Raw genomic sequence first — 23,591 nt, forward strand, 5'->3', positions numbered from 1 at the left:
AAACGGAAATGCTTACTTTCAATTAGGGAGGAATTTAAAATGGCAATTCAAACAAGTAACTTAGGTTATCCACGTATCGGACTACAACGAGAGTGGAAAAAAACATTGGAAGCTTTTTGGTCCAATAAAATCGATGAAGAACAATTTTTAACAACAATGAAAGAAATTCGCCTTCAACACGTAAAAGTACAGCAAGAAAAAGGGATTGAACTCATTCCAATTGGCGACTTTACATATTATGATCACGTTTTGGATACTGCCTATATGCTAGGATTTATTCCATCACGTTTTTCTGAGTTTACATCTTACCTTGATGTATATTTCGCAATGGCGCGTGGCTCTAAAGATCACGTAGCTTCCGAAATGACAAAATGGTTTAACACAAACTATCACTATATCGTTCCTGAATATGAAGAGGGATTACAAATCTCTTTAAAAGATAATCGTCCACTTCGCTTATACGAAGAGGCAAAACAAGAATTAGGAGTAGATGGAAAGCCTGTTATTTTAGGACCATATACTTTCTTAAAATTAGCTAAAGGCTATACACAAGAACAATTTCCTACCATTTTAAAACAGTTAGTTGCACCTTACGTACAACTGCTTTCAGAACTACATGCAGCTGGTGCACCAGCCATTCAAGTTGATGAACCGATTTTCGCTTCTTTAACTAAAAAAGAAGTTCAACAAGCAAAAGAAATTTATGAAGCTATTCGTAAAGAGGTTCCAAATGCGACTCTTCTTTTACAAACATATTTTGATAGCGTAGAAGAAAACTATGAAGAAATTATTACATTCCCGGTATCCGGTATTGGATTAGATTTCATTCATGGTAAAGAAGGTAATCTAAATGCTATTTCAAAATATGGATTCCCAGCTGATAAAACTTTAGCTGTCGGTTGTATAGATGGCCGTAACATTTGGAGAGCTGACCTTGATGAAGTTCTTGAGTTATTTACAACGTTACAAAAACAAGTCCAAACGAAAGATATCATCGTTCAGCCTTCTTGTAGCTTATTGCATACACCAATCGATAAAACAGAAGAAACTCACTTATCGACTGAGCTGTTTGATGCGTTAGCATTTGCAAATCAAAAATTAGAAGAGTTAGTTCTTATTCATTCCGCTCTCACTCAAGGTACAGAAAGCATTAGTAATGAGCTGGAAACATATCGAAACGTACATCATACAATTCGTTCATCTGCTGCACGTAACCGAGAAGATGTCAAAGCAGCACGAACAGCACTAAAAGAAGAAGATTTTTCACGTCCTCTTCCATTTGAAAAACGATACGAATTACAACAAGTTGCTCTAGAGTTACCGCTATTACCAACAACGACTATTGGTAGCTTCCCGCAAACAACTGAAGTTCGTCAAACGCGAAAAGAATGGCGTAACGGTGTTATTTCAAATGAACAATATGAACAATTTATTGAAAAAGAGACAGAAAAATGGATTCGTTACCAAGAAGAAATTGGGCTTGATGTCCTTGTACATGGTGAATTTGAAAGAACTGACATGGTCGAATATTTTGGTGAGCGCCTTGCTGGTTTCTCATTCACTAAAAACGGTTGGGTACAATCATACGGTTCCCGCTGCGTAAAACCACCTGTTATTTATGGTGATGTAGCCTTTATTAACGGCATGACTATTAAGGAAACAGTTTATGCGCAAAGCTTAACAGAGAAAGTTGTAAAAGGAATGTTAACCGGACCTGTTACAATTTTAAATTGGTCCTTCGTTCGAAATGATATTCCAAGAAAAGAAGTTTCGTATCAAATTGCACTAGCTCTTCGTCACGAAATTGAACTACTTGAATCTTCCGGGATTAGAGTAATCCAAGTCGATGAGCCCGCACTTCGTGAAGGAATGCCACTAAAAGAAAAAGATTGGGATGCTTATATTACATGGGCAGTACAATCCTTCCTTTTAGCAACTTCTTCTGTAGCAAATGAAACACAAATTCATACTCATATGTGTTACAGTAACTTCGAAGATATTGTTGACGCGATTCGCGCATTAGATGCAGATGTAATTTCTATCGAAACATCAAGAAGTCACGGAGAATTTATTGATACATTAAAACATACAACATATGAAAAAGGCATCGGCCTAGGTGTATATGATATTCATAGCCCACGTGTACCGAGTAAAGATGAAATGTATAAAATCGTAGAACAATCTTTAGAAGTATGTGATCCTAAATATTTCTGGATTAATCCTGATTGTGGTTTAAAAACGAGAAGAACAGAAGAAGTTATTCCAGCTTTAGAACATATGGTGCAAGCAGCGAAAGATGCTCGTTCCCTTTTAAAAACAAACGCATAACAAAAATGGGTTATCCTTTTCTCAGGATAACCCATTTTTTATTCTTTACTTTCAAAAAAGAATTCATATTGTATTTTATATAATTCATCATCCGTTGGCTCTTCAAGAGGAATTGCTTGTAATACAACTGTATACTCACCATTTGGAATAGGTATTTGAAATTTATTAGAAAGAATACTCGTTATAACGATACTTTCATTTTCAACTGTAAAAGGAACCGTAATCGTTCTAACTACTTCTTCTTTTTCAATATGTTTCCCTGGGGTCACTTTCACTTCACAAGTATAATCAGAAAGTGCTTCAAAAATAACAGTTCCATCTGCCTTAGCATAACCTCTTTCAAAATCTTCATCAGTCCAATCTACATAAGGCTGCTCACCGTCATAGTTCATCAACATTAATTGCGAATAAGAAATCGTTAACTCCATAGTTCCCCTTCTCCTTCATTATGAAATATACAACTACTACTTCACTTCAAATTTTACTCGCGTACCATCTGGGTATTTATCTAACTTATTCCCTACCCAAGAACCTGCTCCGCGGTTATCCGCCGGACTTATATATTCAATATGTGCTCCTTTTCCGCCTTCCTTGCACATCGCCATTGGCCATTCATCACGATCATACCCTTTTTTTGATGGATATGGTGCTAACGACAATTTCCTTCTATCTGCAGCACCACCACGATCGATTGTACAAACTTCTGAATGCCCTTCTTTTATAGCATCCGTAATATGTTTTCCTGTCTCTGGATAACGTTCTTTCGGAAATTCTAACACTTGATCATACGTATTCGTTTTCTTTACACTTGTTTCCTCTGGCACAAGTACTTCATAAACTGCTACTAAAATAGACAGAATTGCGATAATTGAAATGATAATACCTTTTAATTGCTTCATGTATACCTCCATGTTTCTACCAGTTTCTTTTCCTCCGTTATTATAACAAACTTCTCCTGTATATGTTTTCAGACATTATTTTAGTTATTCCTTGCCATTCCGCCAAAAATTTTCATTTTTTCACTAATGCTGTAGAAAACTAATAGCCTTCCGACATTCTTTTTCAAAGGAAGTCCTCATAAAAGATTGAAATGATATATACGATACTTTTTGGGGAGGAAATATGATGGAAGCTACCTATAAAACGAAAGATGTCACGAATAAAACAGGCATCCCAAAACATATAGTTCGCAAATATAGTCAACTGTTAGAAGAACATGGTTATATGATTTCCAAAACAGCTGATGCTCGTATTTATAAACTTGATGATTTAAAATTATTGAAATCTATACACGAAAGAGCTGCTACATTACAAGAAGATATTTCAGAAACGATACCGATTATTTTAAAAGAAAAAGAGGCCCCACCTGTACCAGTTATACAAGATAAGCAAGAGATACAAACGAAAGAAAAAGAAGATGGGCGTAACTTTGAGGAGTTCATGTTAAAACTTGAAATGCTAGCTCAATTAAATGAGGCAATTATTCATCAAAATTCTACTTTAATTACACAAAATCGTTTAAAGGATGAGAAACTAGACGAATTGATGCAACAAGTTTATGTAAAAGAAGGCTCTCAAGAAAAAATGCTTCAAGAGTTAGTCGATCACGCCGCTCAAACAGATGCACTGCAAAAAGAAAAGATGGACTTATTAATGAATCATATGTATAAACGAGAATCCAAACAGGAAGAAAAAATGAATAAACTTGTTAGTCAAATTTATAATAAAGACAGTAACCGTGATGCACAGCTTATGCAAGTTATTCGAGAAATTCAAGAAACAAAAAGAATGGTTGCTGCCTCAAAAGAGCAAAGCTTCTTTCAATCATTTAAAAGTTTATTTAGCCGAGCAAAACAAGAAAAAACAAATGAATAAACAATATAAAATAAAAAGTTACCTTTCATCGGTAACTTTTATTCCTTATTTTGTACAGCTGGTAATATAATAATTGCTTCAGTGCCTTTTCCACTTTCACTCTTATATTCCAATGTACCATTATGCGCTTGTAAAATACTAAATGTTACCATAAGTCCTAATCCTGTCCCTTTTTCTTTTAAAGAATAATATGGTTGCCCAAGCCTTGCTAACTGTTCATTCGTCATACCAACACCACTATCTTTAACTCTTATTATGATTGTTTCGTCTTTTTGAATAGCTGTTACTTTTAAATATCCTTTATTTCCTTGAATTGCTTCAATACCATTTTTAACAACATTCATAATAGCTTGCTTCAATTTTGTCTTATCACCAATCGTATAAAGACTTTCTGAAATTTCAACTTGTAAATATACACCTTGCATCGCTGCAAATGACGACATGAGAGTGGTCATTTCTATTAATTGGGCTGATAAACAAATGTGTTCTTTTTTCTCAATTTGCGGCCTTGCTAAATTTAAGTAATCTGAAATAATTTGTTCCGCCCGATCCAATTCAGCTAATACGAGACGCATATAATCCTTATTCTTCACATCTTCCGTACTTTCTAGCAATTGGATAAATCCACGAACAACAGTTAGTGGATTTCGAACTTCATGTGCCACACTTGCTGCTAACTCACTTACAATATTAAGCTTTTCTGATTTTTGCATCTCTGTACGTAGCAATGCATTTTCATTTAAATATTCAGTTAAATACACCTGAAATACCATTGTCATGACCATGATAAGCGAGGCAAATATAAATCCGCTATATATTTGCGAAATATACGGTGTAAATCCTGTTTCCAAAAGAACATTAATCATGCCTAATACTAAAGAAACAAGCACATAAAATGATGAAATCATAAATGCTAAAATTAATTTCTTATCCCTTGAAAAAAGAGACCATTTCTTTGATAAAAATAGCGGAACTATCAATAAAAATATTACTTCTAAAACTGGAAGAAAGCTCATTCCCTTTAGTAACCATTCATATGCAACAAAAATAACCGCTGGGATTAAACCAACAATCCCACCATATAAAAAACCACTGACAATTGGAATGGGGTGAAAGTTATACCCACACACATTGCCAAAACAAATAGAGTATGTCATGGAGAGAACGAGCGTAACGCTAGATAAAAACATAATAAAGTAACGATTTGGCTTCGGAGGCATTTCTTGATAGCGATTTAAACGAATCGCTTCATATAAAAATAGTGGCAAAATTATGATGGCAATTTGAATCAATAAATCACGGATAAGCTCCATAACCTCTCATCCCCTATATGTATTTTGATATGATTATATCATTTTATAGGTGTATTTGTTTTAAAATTTTGATTTTTCTTAACATATTTGTTAATTCTTTGTTAACAACTCATAATAATTGTTACAGATTTTCGAAATGATTGTAAACCCTGTACCAAATTTCCTTCGTGCAGTATACAATGAATACGGATTACAAAGAAAATATAAAAATACTTTTTTAGACGGACAACTATAGCAAAATACAGCATATAATCCATACTATCTATGTTTACAAATAAGTGATCATTACTTTAGTAGGAGGAAGATAAATATGGCGGGTACTACGCTTGTTTTAAAAGAAGAAAATTTGGTTGTTCTAGAAAATGTTGAAAAATCAGTATATGAAGAGTTACAGCATAAAGCGGGAGATGAAAACTGCACATGTGCTGTGAACCAATCAGTCGTTCACCTTGGCAAGGTATCCTCTGTACTCTGGAATGAAGATGAAATAGATTGGGAATACGGATATTAAAAAGTCGCTTATAGCGGCTTTTTTTCTCTTTTCTCTCTCTTTCTAAATAACATATACAAAGCGTAATCATAGAAAATATGATAAAATGAACTTAATTTTCAAACGGAAGAAAGGGAGATACAATGGAACAATTCATTAACCCTAGAGTGAAGGACATCCAAATTTCTGGAATCCGTCAATTCTCTAACATGATTCAAAACTATGATAATTTGATTTCTTTAACAATTGGACAACCCGATTTCCCTACACCTTCTCTCGTAAAAGAAGCGGCAAAACGGGCGATTACAGAAAACTATACAAGCTATACACATAACGCTGGTTTACTAGAATTACGTAAGGCAGCTTGTAACTTTGTAAAAGATAACTACGATTTACATTACTCACCTGAAAACGAAACCATCGTTACAATCGGTGCTAGCGAAGCAATTGATGTTGCATTCCGAACGATTTTAGAGCCAGGAACAGAAGTAATTTTACCTGCTCCTATTTATCCAGGTTACGAACCCATTATTCGATTATGCGGTGCAACGCCTGTTTTTGTAGATGTTCGTGAAACTGGATTTCGTTTAACAGCTGAAGCGCTTAAAAATGCTATTACAGAAAAAACAAGATGTATCGTACTACCGTATCCTTCTAATCCAACTGGTGTAACTTTATCAACAGAAGAGCTAAAAGATATTGTAGATGTTTTAAAAGATAAAAATATTTTCGTCCTTTCAGATGAAATTTATAGCGAGCTTGTATATGAACAAAAGCATACATCTATCGCTCATTTCCCAGAAATGCGTGAAAAGACAATTGTCATTAACGGTTTATCTAAATCACATTCTATGACTGGCTGGCGTGTTGGACTTTTATTTGCACCAAGCTATTTAGCAGGACACATATTAAAAGTTCATCAATACAATGTAACGTGTGCTACTTCAATCGCTCAATACGCTGCAATTGAAGCATTAACAGCAGCTAAAGACGCACCAAAAATGATGCGCCACCAATATAAAAAACGCCGTGATTACGTATATAATAGACTCACTCAAATGGGATTAACAGTTGAAAAGCCAACAGGTGCATTTTACTTATTCCCATATGTTGGTCATTTGACATCTTCATCATTTGATTTTGCACTTGATCTTGTCAAAGAAGCGGGACTAGCTGTAGTTCCTGGAACAGCATTCTCTGAATACGGTGAAGGCTACCTTCGCTTGTCCTATGCGTATAGTATCGAAACTTTAAAAGAAGGCTGCGACCGATTAGAAGCCTTTCTAATGAAAAAAGCTAAGAGTTAAACTCTTAGCTTTTTTATGCATAATGATCACAAGTTTGACGTTTTAGTAATTTATGAGGAATAATGATACACTTTGCAGTGGATTCTGCATTCTCTACTTTATCAACTAAAGCTTTTGCCGCCTCATATCCTAGCTGATAAATATTCACATCAACTGTCGAAAGTGGAGGGCTCGCAATTTCCGATAATAAAGCATTATTAAAGCTTACAATAGAAACATCTTTCGGTACAACAAATCCTTTTTTAGAAAGAGCACTTAACACACCAAGTCCAATTAAGTCATCCGTTGCCATAATTGCCGTTGGCGGTTGCTGCAGTCCCATTAATTCCTCAACAGCTTGTTGACCACTTTCCCTCGAAAAATCAAAATGTAAAATATATTCTTTTGGTAATACAATGTCTGCTAATTTCAAGGCATCACTCATACCAGCTAAACGATCTCTCGTTACAAGTAAATCTGATCCACCACCAATGAACGCGATTTGTTTATGCCCTAATGAAATTAAATATTCTGCCACTTCTCTTGCAGCTGTATAATTGTCATTATCTACATATGTAATTTCATCTTTTCGATCATATGGTTTTCCTATTAAAACAAACGGGAAATTTTGTTCATGTAAATATTGAATAATCCGATCATTCTCCCTTGAATATAAAAGAATAATGCCACCAATTTGGCGTCCTTGTACCATCTTTACGACACCATTAAAAATTTCTTCTTCCGTTTCACCTGTCGACATGTAAAGCGCATAACCTTCTACGTGTGCAAATGAACTAATCCCTCTTATAACTTCTGGGAAAAATGGATTTTGAAAAGCTTTACTTGCAGAACTTGGCATAACAAGACCAAGTGTTTTCGTCGTTTGGTTCGCAAGATTTCTCGCATTTAAATTGGGATGATACCCTAATTCACTCATCACTTTCCTAACACGGCGCTTTGTCTTTTCACTTATACTTGGATTATCAGCAATTACACGAGAAACTGTTGATGGTGCAACATTCGCTTGCTTCGCCACATCTTTAATTGTAACTGTCATAAAAATCCCCCTCCTCTCATTTCTCTGCCATTTTTCATATATTTTATCTCGCACTCATTGCAAGTCATAAACTTTCATTTCTTATATCTTGCAAAACTAATCCTATTCTCCCTCTTCATGTATTGTAAGGGATATAGCTATTTTTTCCTATACTATAATATACTATTTATTTCACTTCTTTTCACATGTGATGTCAAATCTCTTTTCATCTCCCTATAAACTTATTTATAGGGAGATGAAAAGAAAAATGGGACGTAATGTCCCATTTTTCATCCTTTTGTACCTCCAGCTGTTAAACCAGAAATAAAGTATTTTTGTAGTGATAGGAATAAAATTGAAATTGGGATCGCAATTAACACAGAACCCGCTGCAAACGTTGTAAATTCATTACCGAATTTCTTCGCAACCATTTCATATAATCCAACTGCTAAAGTATAATTTTCTGGTGTTCGCAAAATAATACTCGCTAAAATGAAATCTGTAAATGGACCAATGAAAGTAAATAACGCTACAACCGCTACGATTGGCTTTGCAAGTGGCATAATGATTTGCCAAAAAATACGAAAATGCCCTGCTCCATCCATTCGAGCTGATTCATCTAGTTCTTTCGGAATCGTATCAAAATACCCTTTCATAAGCCATGTATTCATCGGAATAGCCCCGCCTACATAAATTAAAATTAATGCAAGGTGTGTATCAATTAATCCTGTTAATTGAGCTAATACGTATAAAGCAATTAACGCTGCAAAGTTTGGAATCATTTGCAGAATTAAAAATGTTAATAAACCATTTTTTCTTCCAACAAAACGATATCTCGAAAATGCATAAGCAGTAAAGCTAATTGCTAACACTGAGAAAATCATCGTTAAAACACTTACTTTTAATGTGTTTTTATACCATAGTAAGTAATTACTATTCTCTAGATCTAATAACTTACGATAATGATCTAACGTTGCATTTTGTGGAATAATACTTGATCCAGATAAACTATCACCCGGATTAAACGATGAGCCAATAATCCATAATAACGGATAGAAAATGATGGCACACATTACGAAAATAACTAAATAACTTAATGAGAGACGTAACATCTTCTGTCTTTTAATATTCATTTACATCATATCCTCTTCTTGGAATGATTTTGTTCTCTTAAATTGCCATAACGCAACTGTAATAACGATTAACGATAATATCATTGTAAGAGCTGCTGCTTTTCCGTACTGCGCTGAAGTCATCGTTAACTTATAAATCCATGAAATTAAAATATCCGTTCCACCTGCGTCTTGTCCAGCTACAGCAGGACCTCCACCGTTAAATAGATAGATGATACTAAAGTTATTAAAGTTAAACGTATATTGCGTAATTAATATTGGTGCTGTTGCATATAACACAAGTGGCAATGTAATTTTACGAAACTGTTGCCAAGCTGTCGCTCCATCTACTGTAGCCGCTTCATATAATTCTCCCGGAATCGATTGCAGTATACCCGTTGTCATCGCAAAGATAAACGGGAACCCAAGCCACGTTTGAATCATAATTAAAGCAATCTTCGCCCAAAATGGATCTGTCATCCAAGCAATTTTTTCAATTCCGAATAAAGCTAATACTTGATTGTTAATCGCTCCGAATGTTTCATTAAACATACCAGAGAAAACAAGAATAGATACGAATGCTGGAACCGCCCACGGTAAAATGAAGATTGTTCGAATAATTGCCTTTCCTTTAATACCGGGCTGATTTACGATAATCGCTAAGAAAATACCAAGCGCAACTTGTAATGTTGTTGCAACGAATGTCCAAATGACAGTCCAAGAGAATACACTTACAAATGTCTCTCTCCACATCGGTAAAGTGAAAATATCAATAAAGTTTTTAAAGCCCACCCAATCTACTAATTTTGCTGGAGGAGAATGATATAAATCATAGTTTGTAAATCCAATTAAAATTACGAAGATGATTGGAAATACGACAACAAAGATAAGTAGTAGAAAACCTGGTGAAACCATTAAATAAGGAAAACCTTGATCTAACAAATTACGGTATTGCTCTTTTACAGAATTTAACGGTGTTCCGATATCACGTTTCTTTCCATTTTGGTATGCATCGTATAAGTTAAATGCATATATGCCGAGCCCAAAAGCGATAACGATAAGGGCCAAGATTCCTTCTACTAATAGAAAGACAGAATGGTCACGTGGAACTTCTGTACCAAGCGTTACAATACCCCATAATCCCATATTTAATAAATCAGCAAAGGCTACAATAAATGAACCTGTTAATACTAGAAAAATAAGACCTTTTACAAATTGTTTATTATACATTTGGCCCACGCCTGGAATGATTGATAACATGGTTGCCATTTTTCTATGCTTTGAATGGTTTAACCCATTTGCTGGTTCCATAGATGTTTGCATGTTCCTTCCCCCTTTTTTCTTCCTACATGGAAGGGAGAGAATTCGTGCCTCGAATATTCGAGGCACGAATTTCACCTTATTTTTTCTTGTTATGATTTGCCTCAATATTACCTTTAATTTGTTTCACTGCACTATCAAGCGCCGCTTTTGGTGCCTCTTTATCTGTAACAACTAATTGAAGCGCATCTCCAGCTGGTTTCCAAACTTCTTGCATTTCTGGAATGTTTGGCATTGGAATTCCATTTTCAGATTGCGTTGCAACTGCTTTTGCAGCTTCGTTATCTTTAATAATTGGATCTTCCATTACTGATTTTACTGGAGGAATTTCTTTTGTTTTCTCAAATCGAATTTTTGCGTTTTCTTCATTTGTTACCCACTCAGTGAATTTTGTAGCTAAATCATTTTGTTTAGAGAAACTTGTTACATGCCATCCTTTAACCCCAACAAACGTTTTCATTGGTTGACCATTTGGTAATTTCGGCATTGGAGCAACGCCATAATCAATCCCGTTCTTTTCCATTGCTTGGAACGCCCATGGGCCATTCATGATAGAAGCTGCTTTTCCTTCATTGAATAGTCCATCAGCAGCAGGCCCACCTGATTCACCGATAATACCTTTTGGGAATAATTTTTCCTTGTACCATTTTTGAAGATATTCAGCACCTTGTACTGCTCCGCTATTATTTAATCCAACATCACTTGCATTTGGTTTTCCATCTTTTTCACCAAATACATAACCGCCCATACCTGCCATGAATGCATTAGCAAAGTAGAAGTTATCTCCTAATGCTAAAAATCCGTACTTGCCATCTTTCGTAAATTCTTTTGAGAAGTTAAACAGCTCGTCCATCGTTTCTGGCGCTTTTGGCATTAGTTTTTTATTGTAAATAAAGACTGGTGTCTCAATTGCTTTTGGTAAACCATATAATTTTCCATTATATGTCTGTGCTTCTATTGATGAATTAGTAAATTTACTCTTTACAGCATCATCTGCTTTCACTTCAGAAAGTAAACCTTCTGTTACTGCATTTCCGATTTGATCGTGTGGCAATGTTACAACATCTGGTCCAGTCCCCGCTGGTCCATCAAGGCGTAACTTCTTCACTTGATCTGTCATTTGCATTTCAACAACTTTTACTTTTACTTTATATTTTTCCTCAAAGCTTTTCACTGCTGGTTCTAAACCAACACCTTTTTTATCATCTTCCCAAACAAGAAGATCATAGTCTTTTTTCGCTTTACTTTCCTCTTTTTTCCCTGAATCTTTCGGTCCACATGCAGATAACATACCAATAGATAATGCTGAAACCGTTAATAATGATAATGCTTTCTTCATCCCAAAAACCTCCCTAAATTGTCTATGTACCTCAGTAACTGAAAACGTTTGCATTTAATAGTTTAATTGAAGCGCAAACAATATCTCAATCTATGAAAACGTTTGCGCTATTTGTCTATCATTATACATTCTTTTATTCATTTTGCAAATATTAATTTAAAAATTATGTCATTATACTCTTTATACATTGACTTTATATGAAATGAATACTACTCTTATAAGCAATATTAAAGCTACGAGAAAGGCAATCGTTTGCAATATAGGCTTTATTATTACACTTAAGGGAATACTATGTATAGAGATATTGAAGGGGGATTTTCTATATGTTTAAAGAAGCTATTTATCATAGGCCGAAAGATAATTATGCATACGCTTATGATGAACAAACAATTCACATCCGAGTACGTACTAAGAGAGATGATATTCAAAGCGCCGATCTTATTTACGGTGATCCTTACGAATGGAAAGACGGGAAATGGATATCAGCAAGTACACCCATGAAAAAAACGGGTTCTACTGCATTATTTGATTATTGGTCCATTTCAATCGAACCAAAATTTAAGCGCTTACGTTATGGGTTTGAATTAAAATCTGAAACAGACACTCTTATTTATGCAGAGCGAGGATTCTTTTCTAGCATTCCAAATGATGATGTTGGTAACTTTTTCTGTTTTCCATTTATTCATGCAGATGATGTATTCAAAGCACCATCTTGGATTAAAGACACCATTTGGTATCAGATTTTCCCTGAGCGATTCGCTAATGGCGATAGTACGCTGAATCCAGAAAACACCCTTCCTTGGGGAAGTGCGAATCCAACTCCAACTAATTTTTTCGGCGGAGATTTTTCTGGTGTTATTCAAAACCTTGATTACCTTGTTAAGCTTGGCATTTCCGGAATATATTTCACACCTATTTTCAAAGCTCATTCAAACCATAAATATGACACAATTGACTATATGGAAATTGACCCACAATTTGGGACGAAAGAAACTTTTAAAGAGCTCGTTGAAGAATGTCATAAGCACGGTATAAAAGTAATGCTCGATGCTGTGTTTAATCATAGTGGATACTTTTTCGAGAAATTTCAAGACGTACTAGAGAATGGTGAGAAGTCCGCATATAAAGAGTGGTTCCACATTCATGAATTTCCGATTATAACCGAACCACTTCCAAATTATGATACTTTCGCCTTTACACCGTATATGCCTAAATTAAATACAGCTCATCCAGATGTAAAAGAATACTTACTTGAAGTAGGACGTTATTGGGTACGAGAATTCAATATAGATGGCTGGCGCCTTGATGTCGCCAATGAAGTCGATCACAACTTTTGGAGAGAATTCCGAACTGAAATAAAGACACTAAATCCTGAAGTATATATTTTGGGAGAAATTTGGCACGATGCCCTTCCGTGGCTACAAGGCGATCAATTTGATGCTGTCATGAGCTATCCTGTTACAAACGCTCTACTTTCTTACTTTGCTAACGATTCCATTAAAGCAAGTGAATTCATGAAGCAAATTACAGAATCTCTACATTCCTACTCTATGAATGTAAATGAAGCAGCATTTCATTTATTAGATAGCCATGATACTCCAAGAATTTTAACAACATGCAACGGAGATAAAAATAAGTTGAAATTGCTCTATGTATTCCATCTTTCTTTCATCGGCTCTCCTTGTATTTATTACGGAGATGAAATTGGTATGGATGGCGGCATGGACCCTGATTGCCGTAAATGTATGATTTGGGATACTAAAGAACAAGATCATGCATTATTTACCCATATACAAACATTGATTTTATTACGGAAACAACATAAAGCATTTGGAGGACATGGTACTTTTCAATTCATCGAAGCAAATGATGAACATAATTATATTTCTTATACGAAAACATATGAGGATGAAACTATCTTTTTCGTTTTAAACCCTACTAATAGTGAAGTTACAGTTTCACTCCCTCTTCATGTTACTGGTAAGAAAATAATTAACATTTATACAAACGAAGAATTTTCAGCAGAAGCAAGTGTATTACAAGTTACACTTCCTCCATATGGATTCTCCATATTAAAATGGTAACCCAAAAAATCCTTATGCCAAGGTGGCATAAGGATTTTTCTTATTTCAATTTGAATACCATCGCTTCATACGGACGTAATGTAATGTTATCTATCAATCCGATTTCTACATCGTAATTGTGTATGAATAATTCTGATTCACTATAACTAATATCCTCAGGCATTTCAAATACACTTTCATCCGCAGTAAAGTTTGCAATAACAAGTAGTTTTTCGTCTCCATATGTTCTTATATAAGCAAAAATAGAAGGATTATTCTCTAATATTAAATCATATGATCCATATACAACTATTTCATTATTTTTGCGTAGTTCAATTAATTTCTTATAGTAATAAAAAATTGAACCTTCATCTTGGATTGCTTGTTTCACATTAATCTCTTTATAGTTAGGATTTACAGTAATCCAAGGTTCACCTTTTGTAAATCCAGCGTGATTCTGATCATTCCACTGCATCGGAGTTCTAGCATTATCACGACCCTTTATATAAATAGATTCCATTACTTTTTCTATATCTTCACCATGGTCTATCACTTTTTCTTTATACATATTTAACGTTTCAATATCTCGATATTCATCAATTGACTCAAATCGGACGTTCGTCATTCCGATTTCCTCTCCTTGATAAATATATGGCGTTCCTTTCATCATATGAAGAACTGTCGCTAACATTTTTGCTGATTCAATGCGATACATTCCATCATTACCAAAACGAGATACAACGCGAGGCTGATCATGATTATTCCAATAAAGGCTATTCCATCCGGTATGCTCTAATGCTTTTTGCCACTTTGTTAAATTCTCTTTTAAAGTAAGAAGTGAGCATGGTTTTACATCCCACTTTCCACCTTCTCCTGAATCTAAATCCATATGTTCAAATTGGAATACCATTTGCAATTCTTTTCGTTCTTCTCCAGTATACAATTTCGCTTCTTCTGTCGTTACACCAGGCATTTCACCAACCGTCATAATATCATAATGCGATAATACTTCCTCATTCATTTCATGTAAATATTTATGAATGTTTGGACCGTTCATAAAATGCTTATGACCTGAAACATACCCCTCTGCTTCTGTTTCAACAGCTGGTAATCCCTCTTCTTTAGAAATAAAATTAATAACATCCATACGGAAACCATCAATTCCTTTTTCTAACCAAAACTTCATCATTTCATAAACATCTTGTCTTACCTTTTCATTATCCCAATTTAAATCTGGCTGTTTTTTAGAAAACAGATGTAAATAATATTCATCTGTCATTTCATCATACTGCCATGCAGATCCACTAAAAGCAGCTCCCCAGTTGTTCGGTTCTTTTCCTTCTTTTCCAGGGCGCCATATATAGTAATCTCTATATTTATTATCTTTTGATTTACGTGATTCAATAAACCAATTATGTTCATCAGATGTATGATTAACAACTAAATCCATCATCAATTTCATATTACGTTCATGCATTTCATGTAATAGCTCATCCCAATCTTCCATTGTTCCGAACTCGTTCATAATTTTACAATAATCGCTTATATCATAACCATTATCATCATTTGGAGATTCATAGACTGGTGATAACCAAATCACATCAATCCCTAACTCTTTTAAGTAATCTAGCTTTGAAATAATCCCTTGAAGGTCTCCTATACCATCACCATTACTATCCATAAAGCTACGAGGATAAATTTGATATACTACACTTTCTTTCCACCATTGTTTTTCCATTATGCTACCCCATTTCATTCATCATTCATTTTTCTCTTTTTTAAGGCGCAAACGTTTTCATTAATGAATGATAACAGATTCTATCTCAATTTAAAATAGCGCTTACAATTTTTATTGTTCTTTTTCTAAGAAAACATGCGAAAATCACTAATAACTCTCCAATATATGAAAACGTTTTATTTTTTTATTTATTTTTTGAATCTATTCGTTTATAATGAACTCAAAGAAAACGTTTGCATAATTATTTCTAGGGGGAAATACCATGGCAGAACTTAAATTAGAAAACATTTATAAGATATATGATAATAACGTAACAGCTGTAACTGATTTTAATTTACACATTCAAGATAAAGAATTTATCGTATTTGTCGGTCCTTCTGGATGCGGAAAATCTACAACGTTACGAATGGTAGCTGGACTCGAAGATATTTCAAAAGGCGAGTTTTCAATTGATGGTAAACTAATGAATGATGTTCCTCCAAAAGATCGAGATATCGCAATGGTATTCCAAAACTACGCTCTTTATCCACATATGAGTGTATATGATAATATGGCATTTGGATTAAAACTTCGAAAAATACCAAAAGATGAAATCGATCGTCGTGTAAAAGATGCAGCAAAAATTTTAGGACTTGAACAATATTTAGATAGAAAACCGAAAGCATTATCAGGTGGACAGCGCCAACGTGTTGCGTTAGGTAGAGCAATCGTTCGAGATGCAAAAGTTTTCTTAATGGACGAGCCATTATCAAACTTAGATGCTAAACTCCGTGTTGCAATGCGCTCAGAAATTTCTAAGCTACATCATCGCCTTGGAACAACAACAATTTATGTAACACATGATCAAACAGAAGCAATGACTATGGCTTCGCGTCTTGTCGTTATGAAGGATGGAAAAATCCAACAAATTGGAACTCCAAAAGAAGTATATGAAACACCAGAAAACATCTTCGTGGGTGGATTTATCGGCTCACCAGCTATGAACTTCTTCCGTGGTAAATTGACTGAAACCGATTTCGTTATAGACAATACTATAAAAATTAAAGTATCTGAAGGAAAAATGAAGATGCTACGTGAACAAGGCTATGTAAATAAGGAAATTGTTTTAGGTATTCGTCCAGAGGACATTCATGATGAACTACTATTTTTAGAAGCTTCACAATCTACTGCCTTCACAACAAAAATTGAAGTCGCTGAGTTATTAGGTGCTGAATCCATTTTATATATGAAACTTGGGAATCAAGATTTTGCGGCACGTGTAGATGCAAGACATACGTTTTCACCTGGTGACCAAATTAAATTAGCATTTGATATGAATAAAGCGCATTTCTTTGATAACCAAACTGAACAACGTATTCGCTAAAAAATTTATCTTTACTATACACATATAAAAAACCGTCCACATATATTGAGGGCGGTTTTCATTATTATACTAGGGCTTCTACTGTATGAAATGATTGTCCTTTCGTGCCAATAATACCGAAAATCGGTAAATCACTAAGCACCACTTCTTCTTGCTGTTTCATAAAAGATGACGTTAATTGTTTTATCTCTATCCAAACGTCATTAATACAAAGTACATTGGAATCGTTCTCTTGTTGGCGAGAAAAAATAGAATCTATTTTATATAAACCAGCATTTTGAAAAAGCATGTCAATGCGACTGAATGCATTCAAAGTAATGCTAATAACGCGTTGCCAATCTCCTTGCTTTTCCATATCATAGAATACAAAAAGGGCTTCTCCGCCTAGATTCGTAATTTCCTCCACTGTTGCTTGTCCACTCTCTTGATCAATGTCCGTCACAATAACTTTTGCGCCTTGTTTAGCCAACAAAAGAGCTGTATTACGTCCAATACCGATGCCACCGCCAGTTACGATAGCAACTTTTCCTGCAAGCTTCATTTTCATTACCCCTTCTATAAGTCTTACCGTCATTCAGTATACTCCTTTATGAGATTATTCTGCAAGCAAGAAAAATTGCCATTCGATTTGTAAACGTTTACTTTTTATCCTTCTTTTTTCTTACTCTTACGCTGATCAAGAACTAGACCGATAAAAATGAGAATGCCCCAAAAAATTATGCTACCTCCTGTCATCTCAACTTCCCCCTTATTATATAAAGTAAAACTTTAATCAGCCCCAAATGGTGAGATAAAGATATTATTTTTAATTATTATACCATTATCTTAATTTTCAATTTATTATAAATAGAAATGACACATTTTAGTTTTTCCTTACTGTAAATATTCACAATATACTTATAAAATAAAAAAAGACCCTTTTATATATAAAAGGGTCTTTTTTTATTTTATTATACAAGACTTATTATTTTCGTCTTTGTAATTAAGTCCTGAAAACCGCAATTGTCTTTGCGGAACAACATCATATATACGTTACATATTAATGGAATTCCTAATAGCAATACGTTCGGTAATAACACTACAAAAAATCTTATAATTAATGTTTGCAACGTTAGCTTTTCACTCTTCAATGAAATTAATTTTATTCTCGTTACCTTTTTGCCAAGTGTAACACCGTTCCAAATAAAGGGTAATACAATAAAATATATCGCCATTAATATGAAAACTACTGCGAAATCATATCTAAAATCACCTAAGCTTATATTAAAGCGCTTAAACATAGCACTATAGTTTCCGGTCATAATAGCTACTACTGCACCATACATAACCGAGATTAAAAACATGTCAATTAGGGAAGCACCTATGCGATTCATTACAAGCGCTGGACGATGCATCTTTAACTTCATTTTATGTCGACTCCTTCATATCCTTCTTTACCCGTCTCATCGTACCACTTCTAAAAAACATTGTAAACTAGCGTTTCTCTTACTTTTCTTGTACAATTTGTTACAATAGCATTATAAAGGAGGTTCCCATATTGAAAAAATGGATAATCCTATTCGTCGCCTTCCTATTAACTGGTTGTGCAGGAAACACAAGTCACTTAACTTATACGGTTAACGATGAATACGAACTCATACGTACTTCTGGAAATGCATTTGAACTTTTCCCCTCGCAAGATGCTGTATATGCCACACAATACATCCCTGCAAAAATTACAGACATTGCTTGGGATGATAAATACATTATTGCAAAACAAACTGAGGAAAAATCAGATCCAAATAACCCTGACGCAGCAATTGCAAATAAAAAAAGTGAACATTATTGGATTATTGATGTAAAGCACAATAAACGTTTCGGTCCCTACAATGAAAAGCAATTTAATGAACAAAAAGATGCGTTTAAAATTAAGGTGCCTTTTCAAAATGTAGATTCATACATAAAAGAAATAAAAAAACAGTCAGCATAATATTTGTATGCTGACTGTTTTGTCTTACATTATTTTAGTGAGATGTTAAACGTTTGTGGCTCTTTTACAACATCTTGTGTTTCTGAATCTCCTGCAAGTAAATCATCAGTTGTAAACTGAATATCCTTTACCTTGTCTTTTCCATCGTCAAGTATTAAACCAATAATACCATCTCTTATTTCACCAGGCTTATAGTCTTCTCTTGATACATTTTTTGTACCAACTAACGTATCTTCGTCATATAAAAAGTTTTGAGTGGCTACTTTAAAATGTTGCTTACCATTAATCATAACATCATTCATAGAGAAAAATTGCATATTTTTATTCCCGCTATTCTCCACTTTATATGTAATCTCAACGTAACGAATTGTATTACTAATCTCTGTTCCACTTAGCGATGCATATAATTCTGCATCTTCTTGGCTTACTTTATCCCCTAATCTACGTTTTACTTCTTCAGGAGTTAGTGCCGTGTATACTTTCAATGTATTTTTTGCCTTTTCACTCATTTGTGATAAAGAGATTACTTTCACATCTTGTACGTGAATTTTCATTGGCGCTACTTCAAATGTTTGATTCACAGAATGCATCTGCTCTAACTTGAAAGTACCCCATCCTGTTTCTTTCACTTTTTGTCCTACTTTTTTCAGCTCACGCCCACCATATTCTTTCGTTTCAGGAATAGATTCTTTCTTCTTCGGTTCAGCTTTCTTTTCTTCTTGATGGAAGCAACCACTTAACATAAGAAGAAAACTACATAAAACAAAAATACTTTTCCATGCTTTCATCATTTCATTTCTCCTAACGCTATCATTCATGAATATAAAATTAGTCCCTTGCTTTGTAAACTATAGAAACAATGACAATTCCACAAAATGAACTTGTCAGTCCAGATACTATTATACCTCCAATTTGGAAAATATGAAAATAGGGGTCTAGGAACGCATGCACGATAAATATAAAAGCTGTCACAATGATTATCGAAACCCAATACTTTCTTTTTTCTAAAGCTACAATCATATCTTTCCCTGTTTCATCTTTATACTTCCATAGTACGTATAATAGCAATAATAAGCCAACACATGTACTCCCATGTTGCATATATTTATACAATGGAATACTGTGTAATTCAATTTGTAACAATGCTATTTTCATAACGAAATAGCCTGTATTATGAGTAAATGCATCCCAAACGACATGCGTGAGCATACCGAATAATGCAGAATAGCAAAATACAAAGAATTCTTTCCAGGTATGTAGCCCCCACCTCTCATCTATTGCATATGAATAATAACCAGCAAACGGTTTAGGCAAATGCGTTATAAACGGCTTTTTTAAAATGTAATGATATATGTATGCGATTAGAAATACAAGCGGTAAATTTAAATATAAGAACCCAAGCCATGTATGGCCAATAACACCATAGGGTCTAAAGTGCAAAAAATATTCAAAGTCAGGCGCCATACTACCTAATATAAGAGCCGTTACTGAAATATGTTTAGAGTGCTTTTTCGCAAAAGGAAGAACTGCTGCTGGATGTGCAAATGTAAACGGCATACTTTAACTCCTTCTCACATTTTCAATAGAATACCATATATCATAACGAGAGAATGAATCTTCATGCAATATTTATTTTCACATTGGAATATGATAGTTTAAATGATATAATCCACATAAAATATTCAGAAAACAAGAAGGGATTCAGGTGTCATTAACACTTATATTTGCTGCCTTTTTAAATTCAAAATCCGTTATGAATTGAGGTTTATATATTGATTGACGTACCCTTTTTACAAAATGTCACATTAAAAAAAGAAAATATCCCTAGTTTTTCCGCATATCCTTACTGCTTACCCGCTATTCGAACATTACAATCACTAGATTTCCATCCAAATGTAACATTCATTATTGGAGAAAACGGAACAGGTAAATCAACATTACTTGAAGGAATTGCGATTGCGTTAGGTTTTAATGCAGAAGGTGGAACGAAGAACTTCCGCTTTAGCACAAACGATTCCCATTCATCTTTACATGAATACCTTCGAATTTCAAAAAGTTTCAATACACCAAACGACGGTTTCTTTCTTCGCGCTGAATCATTTTATAACGTTGCTTCTTATATTGATGAAATAGATGCTGATAGAGAAGCACGTGGGAATCCGGTTATCAACTCTTATGGTGGTATCTCACTACACAAACAATCACACGGTGAATCATTCTTCTCATTATTTATGAACCGTTTTTCAGGACAAGGTTTATACATTTTAGATGAGCCTGAGGCAGCTTTATCACCAATGAGACAACTTTCCATGCTCATTCGAATGCACGAACTAGCTGAACAAGGTTCACAATTTGTTATCGCGACGCATTCTCCTATTTTAATGGCTTATCCTGAATCCACTATATATTCTTTAACACAAGAGGGAATTCACGAATCCACATTAGAAGAAACTGAGCATTACCAAACGACGAAACTTTTCTTTGAAAATCGCGATCGATTATTCCATCATCTATTTGAGTCGTAAAAAAAGAAGCAGCAATAGCTGCTTCTTTTTTATAGTGCTTCTATAAATAAGGCAACCCCGATACCGCCACCGACGCATAAAGAGGCAATTCCTTTTTCTAACCCACGTCTTTTTAATTCGTGAATTAAACTTACTGTAATACGAGCCCCTGTACAACCAATTGGATGCCCAAGTCCTACGCCACTACCGTTTACGTTCACTTTTTCACGGTCTAAGCCTAACTCTTTCTCTACAGCTAAATATTGAGCCGCGAAAGCTTCATTAATTTCAAGTAAATCTGCATCTTCCAATGACCAATCTACTTTTTCTAAACCTTTACGAATTGCTGGTGCTGGTCCAATACCCATAATTTTTGGATCTACTCCAGCTACTGAATATCCAACAATTCTAGCTAACGGTTGTAAACCTTTTTCTTTCGCTTTTTCTTCGCTCATTAATACTAGAACTGCACTCCCGTCATTAAGGCCAGATGCATTTCCAGCAGTCACTGATCCATCTTTACGGAACGCCGGCTTCAATCCAGCTAATTTTTCAGCTGTAATATCTGCACGTGGATGTTCATCCTTCGAAAATACAACTTCTTTTCTACGCTCTTTTATTGTAATAGGAACAATTTGATCGTCAAAGTATCCAGACTCGATTGCCTTCAGTGCCAATGTATGACTGCGAAGAGCAACTTCATCTTGTTCCTCTCTTGTAATTTCATATTGTTTAACTAAATTTTCCGCTGTTTCACCCATCATAATATGGTGAATCGGATCTTCTAACACTTCCCACACCGTATCACGAATTTCTCCGTGCTGTAGACGTTGTCCCCAGCGGTGCTGTTTCAATGCATAAGGGCTCGAACTCATCGCTTCTACCCCACCTGCAACAACAACATCACTTACACCTAATTGGATTTGCATTGCAGCTGACATAATTGCTTGCATACCTGAAGAACATTGACGTTGGATTGTATATCCCGTAACTGTGTCAGGAAATCCTGCCGCTAATGCAGCTGTTCTCGCCGTATTTGCTTCATCAGTTCTTTGAATACAATGACCTAAAATTACTTCATCAACTTCATGTGGTTCTACCCCGCCTCGTTTTACAGCTTCCTGAAGTACAGGAACAGCTAATTCTACTGGCGTTACATTTTTTAGCGCTCCTCCAAAAGTTCCAATTGGCGAACGAACTGCAGCTGTAATAACAACATTATGCATTTTGCACTTGCCCCTCTCTTATGTACCCTAGTCAGTTTTTAGGTGAAATTCCATAAGATGTATATCTATAACTATCATACTATAAACATACTAAAAAATCAAAATATTTAATATAATAAAAATAGAAGGAATTAACCTTCTATTCTGTCAGCGCATATAAAAACTTTTGTAAAATTTTCTCTGTCGTTTCATTCAATTTTGGCAACTTATCTACTGGAAAATATTGAAGTTTTAACCCTTCATGATCGAGCTTTAATTCCCCGCTCACATGATGTGCCTGATACAGATGAATAACATTGAAAATTTCATCGCCATTCGGATAACGGAAATATACTTCTTTTCCTGATAGAACACCAAGAAATTGCATTATTTTTGCAGTTAACCCCGTTTCCTCAAATAACTCTCTACGTGCAGTTTCTTCTGTCGTTTCGCCCAGTTCCATCGCCCCACCAGGTACACCCCAATCATATGTATCTGAACGATATTGAAGCAATACTTCTTGATTATCGTTTAATATAATAATTGCTGATCCTACGAGAATAAGCGGCCTTGTACCAACGACTTTTCGTAACTCTTCAATATACCCCATATGTAAATTCCCCTTTCCCTAACCTCCCTTATCATAACAA

Annotated in this window: 23 protein-coding genes; 8 read left to right on the forward strand and 15 right to left on the reverse strand. The window is 34.8% G+C overall.

Going from position 1 to position 23,591, the window contains the following annotated elements; translation table 11 throughout:
- Nucleotides 1-39: 39 nt before the first annotated feature.
- Nucleotides 40-2,328 carry a 5-methyltetrahydropteroyltriglutamate--homocysteine S-methyltransferase gene (gene metE / locus ACX9TM_RS20135; RefSeq protein ID WP_001007608.1) on the forward strand — a complete coding sequence of 763 codons (2,289 nt, stop codon included), beginning with the start codon at nucleotides 40-42 and terminating at the stop codon, nucleotides 2,326-2,328.
- 38 nt (nucleotides 2,329-2,366) lie between these two features.
- Here metE and comJ read toward each other — a convergent pair whose 3' ends face one another.
- Both comJ and nucA read right to left on the reverse strand, forming a co-directional pair.
- Nucleotides 2,367-2,756, reverse strand: coding sequence for a competence protein ComJ (gene comJ / locus ACX9TM_RS20140; protein WP_000424030.1), 390 nt, complete (start codon nucleotides 2,754-2,756; stop codon nucleotides 2,367-2,369).
- Nucleotides 2,757-2,792: 36 nt separating this feature from the next.
- The gene (gene nucA / locus ACX9TM_RS20145; RefSeq protein ID WP_000811494.1) at nucleotides 2,793-3,227 is read right to left on the reverse strand and encodes a DNA-entry nuclease; all 435 of its coding nucleotides are present in this window, start codon (nucleotides 3,225-3,227) and stop codon (nucleotides 2,793-2,795) included.
- 226 nt (nucleotides 3,228-3,453) lie between these two features.
- Between nucA and ACX9TM_RS20150 the strand changes: the two genes are divergently transcribed.
- A complete protein-coding gene (locus tag ACX9TM_RS20150; protein WP_000388471.1) occupies nucleotides 3,454-4,203 on the forward strand; it encodes a DUF3967 domain-containing protein in 750 nt (249 codons plus the stop codon).
- A gap of 38 nt (nucleotides 4,204-4,241) precedes the next feature.
- On the opposite strand, the gene kinB is transcribed toward ACX9TM_RS20150, so the two are convergent.
- A complete protein-coding gene (kinB, locus tag ACX9TM_RS20155; RefSeq protein WP_000420370.1) occupies nucleotides 4,242-5,516 on the reverse strand; it encodes a sporulation sensor histidine kinase KinB in 1,275 nt (424 codons plus the stop codon).
- Between the two features lie 310 nt (nucleotides 5,517-5,826).
- Between kinB and ACX9TM_RS20160 the strand changes: the two genes are divergently transcribed.
- Nucleotides 5,827-6,027 (forward strand): hypothetical protein, encoded by a 201-nt coding sequence (locus ACX9TM_RS20160; RefSeq protein ID WP_000929278.1) that lies wholly within the window; start codon nucleotides 5,827-5,829, stop codon nucleotides 6,025-6,027.
- A 122-nt stretch (nucleotides 6,028-6,149) separates the two neighbouring features.
- Nucleotides 6,150-7,313 (forward strand): aminotransferase A, encoded by a 1,164-nt coding sequence (locus ACX9TM_RS20165; protein ID WP_000434582.1) that lies wholly within the window; start codon nucleotides 6,150-6,152, stop codon nucleotides 7,311-7,313.
- 13 nt (nucleotides 7,314-7,326) lie between these two features.
- Here ACX9TM_RS20165 and malR read toward each other — a convergent pair whose 3' ends face one another.
- The 4 genes from malR to ACX9TM_RS20185 form a co-directional block, all read right to left on the reverse strand.
- Entirely contained in the window at nucleotides 7,327-8,349 is a 1,023-nt protein-coding gene (gene malR / locus ACX9TM_RS20170; RefSeq protein ID WP_000219053.1) for a maltose operon transcriptional repressor MalR, read from the reverse strand.
- Nucleotides 8,350-8,618: 269 nt separating this feature from the next.
- Complete coding sequence (gene malD / locus ACX9TM_RS20175; RefSeq protein WP_001022608.1) at nucleotides 8,619-9,461, reverse strand: maltosaccharide ABC transporter permease MalD; 843 nt, start codon at nucleotides 9,459-9,461, stop codon at nucleotides 8,619-8,621.
- A complete protein-coding gene (gene malC, locus ACX9TM_RS20180; protein WP_001194993.1) occupies nucleotides 9,462-10,763 on the reverse strand; it encodes a maltosaccharide ABC transporter permease MalC in 1,302 nt (433 codons plus the stop codon).
- Nucleotides 10,764-10,839: 76 nt separating this feature from the next.
- Entirely contained in the window at nucleotides 10,840-12,099 is a 1,260-nt protein-coding gene (locus tag ACX9TM_RS20185) for an extracellular solute-binding protein (protein ID WP_000709923.1), read from the reverse strand.
- A gap of 323 nt (nucleotides 12,100-12,422) precedes the next feature.
- On the opposite strand from ACX9TM_RS20185, the gene ACX9TM_RS20190 reads away from it, so the two are divergent.
- Complete coding sequence (locus ACX9TM_RS20190) at nucleotides 12,423-14,183, forward strand: alpha-glycosidase (protein ID WP_000471782.1); 1,761 nt, start codon at nucleotides 12,423-12,425, stop codon at nucleotides 14,181-14,183.
- A gap of 40 nt (nucleotides 14,184-14,223) precedes the next feature.
- Here the strand turns inward: ACX9TM_RS20190 and malL are convergent, their stop codons facing one another.
- A complete protein-coding gene (gene malL, locus ACX9TM_RS20195) occupies nucleotides 14,224-15,900 on the reverse strand; it encodes an oligo-1,6-glucosidase (RefSeq protein ID WP_000415174.1) in 1,677 nt (558 codons plus the stop codon).
- Nucleotides 15,901-16,162: 262 nt separating this feature from the next.
- Here malL and ACX9TM_RS20200 point away from each other — a divergent pair, with 262 nt between their 5' ends.
- A complete protein-coding gene (locus tag ACX9TM_RS20200) occupies nucleotides 16,163-17,263 on the forward strand; it encodes an ABC transporter ATP-binding protein (RefSeq protein WP_000818931.1) in 1,101 nt (366 codons plus the stop codon).
- Between the two features lie 64 nt (nucleotides 17,264-17,327).
- Here ACX9TM_RS20200 and ACX9TM_RS20205 read toward each other — a convergent pair whose 3' ends face one another.
- The 3 genes from ACX9TM_RS20205 to ACX9TM_RS20215 all read right to left on the reverse strand — a co-directional run bounded on the left by ACX9TM_RS20205 (nucleotide 17,328) and on the right by ACX9TM_RS20215 (nucleotide 18,669).
- Nucleotides 17,328-17,837, reverse strand: coding sequence for an SDR family NAD(P)-dependent oxidoreductase (locus tag ACX9TM_RS20205; RefSeq protein ID WP_000218413.1), 510 nt, complete (start codon nucleotides 17,835-17,837; stop codon nucleotides 17,328-17,330).
- Nucleotides 17,838-17,908: 71 nt separating this feature from the next.
- Nucleotides 17,909-17,998, reverse strand: coding sequence for a hypothetical protein (locus tag ACX9TM_RS20210; protein WP_000145638.1), 90 nt, complete (start codon nucleotides 17,996-17,998; stop codon nucleotides 17,909-17,911).
- 215 nt (nucleotides 17,999-18,213) lie between these two features.
- On the reverse strand, nucleotides 18,214-18,669 hold the full coding sequence (locus ACX9TM_RS20215; RefSeq protein WP_000769080.1) for an RDD family protein: 456 nt from the start codon (nucleotides 18,667-18,669) through the stop codon (nucleotides 18,214-18,216).
- A 131-nt stretch (nucleotides 18,670-18,800) separates the two neighbouring features.
- Here ACX9TM_RS20215 and ACX9TM_RS20220 point away from each other — a divergent pair, with 131 nt between their 5' ends.
- Nucleotides 18,801-19,232: a DUF3997 domain-containing protein gene (locus tag ACX9TM_RS20220; protein ID WP_000758789.1), complete on the forward strand. Its 432-nt coding sequence runs from the start codon at nucleotides 18,801-18,803 to the stop codon at nucleotides 19,230-19,232.
- Nucleotides 19,233-19,261: 29 nt separating this feature from the next.
- On the opposite strand, the gene ACX9TM_RS20225 is transcribed toward ACX9TM_RS20220, so the two are convergent.
- Together ACX9TM_RS20225 and ACX9TM_RS20230 are read right to left on the reverse strand one after the other, a co-directional pair.
- On the reverse strand, nucleotides 19,262-20,023 hold the full coding sequence (locus tag ACX9TM_RS20225; RefSeq protein ID WP_000973899.1) for a hypothetical protein: 762 nt from the start codon (nucleotides 20,021-20,023) through the stop codon (nucleotides 19,262-19,264).
- A gap of 37 nt (nucleotides 20,024-20,060) precedes the next feature.
- Complete coding sequence (locus ACX9TM_RS20230) at nucleotides 20,061-20,789, reverse strand: DUF4184 family protein (protein ID WP_001116854.1); 729 nt, start codon at nucleotides 20,787-20,789, stop codon at nucleotides 20,061-20,063.
- Nucleotides 20,790-21,004: 215 nt separating this feature from the next.
- Here ACX9TM_RS20230 and ACX9TM_RS20235 point away from each other — a divergent pair, with 215 nt between their 5' ends.
- The gene (locus tag ACX9TM_RS20235) at nucleotides 21,005-21,757 is read left to right on the forward strand and encodes an AAA family ATPase (protein WP_000568006.1); all 753 of its coding nucleotides are present in this window, start codon (nucleotides 21,005-21,007) and stop codon (nucleotides 21,755-21,757) included.
- A 29-nt stretch (nucleotides 21,758-21,786) separates the two neighbouring features.
- Here the strand turns inward: ACX9TM_RS20235 and ACX9TM_RS20240 are convergent, their stop codons facing one another.
- Together ACX9TM_RS20240 and ACX9TM_RS20245 are read right to left on the reverse strand one after the other, a co-directional pair.
- On the reverse strand, nucleotides 21,787-22,962 hold the full coding sequence (locus ACX9TM_RS20240) for an acetyl-CoA C-acetyltransferase (protein WP_000552081.1): 1,176 nt from the start codon (nucleotides 22,960-22,962) through the stop codon (nucleotides 21,787-21,789).
- Between the two features lie 139 nt (nucleotides 22,963-23,101).
- Entirely contained in the window at nucleotides 23,102-23,551 is a 450-nt protein-coding gene (locus ACX9TM_RS20245) for an NUDIX hydrolase (RefSeq protein WP_000540529.1), read from the reverse strand.
- Between the last annotated feature and the right edge of the window lie 40 nt (nucleotides 23,552-23,591).

Source organism: Bacillus sp. LH1 (assembly GCF_057924895.1).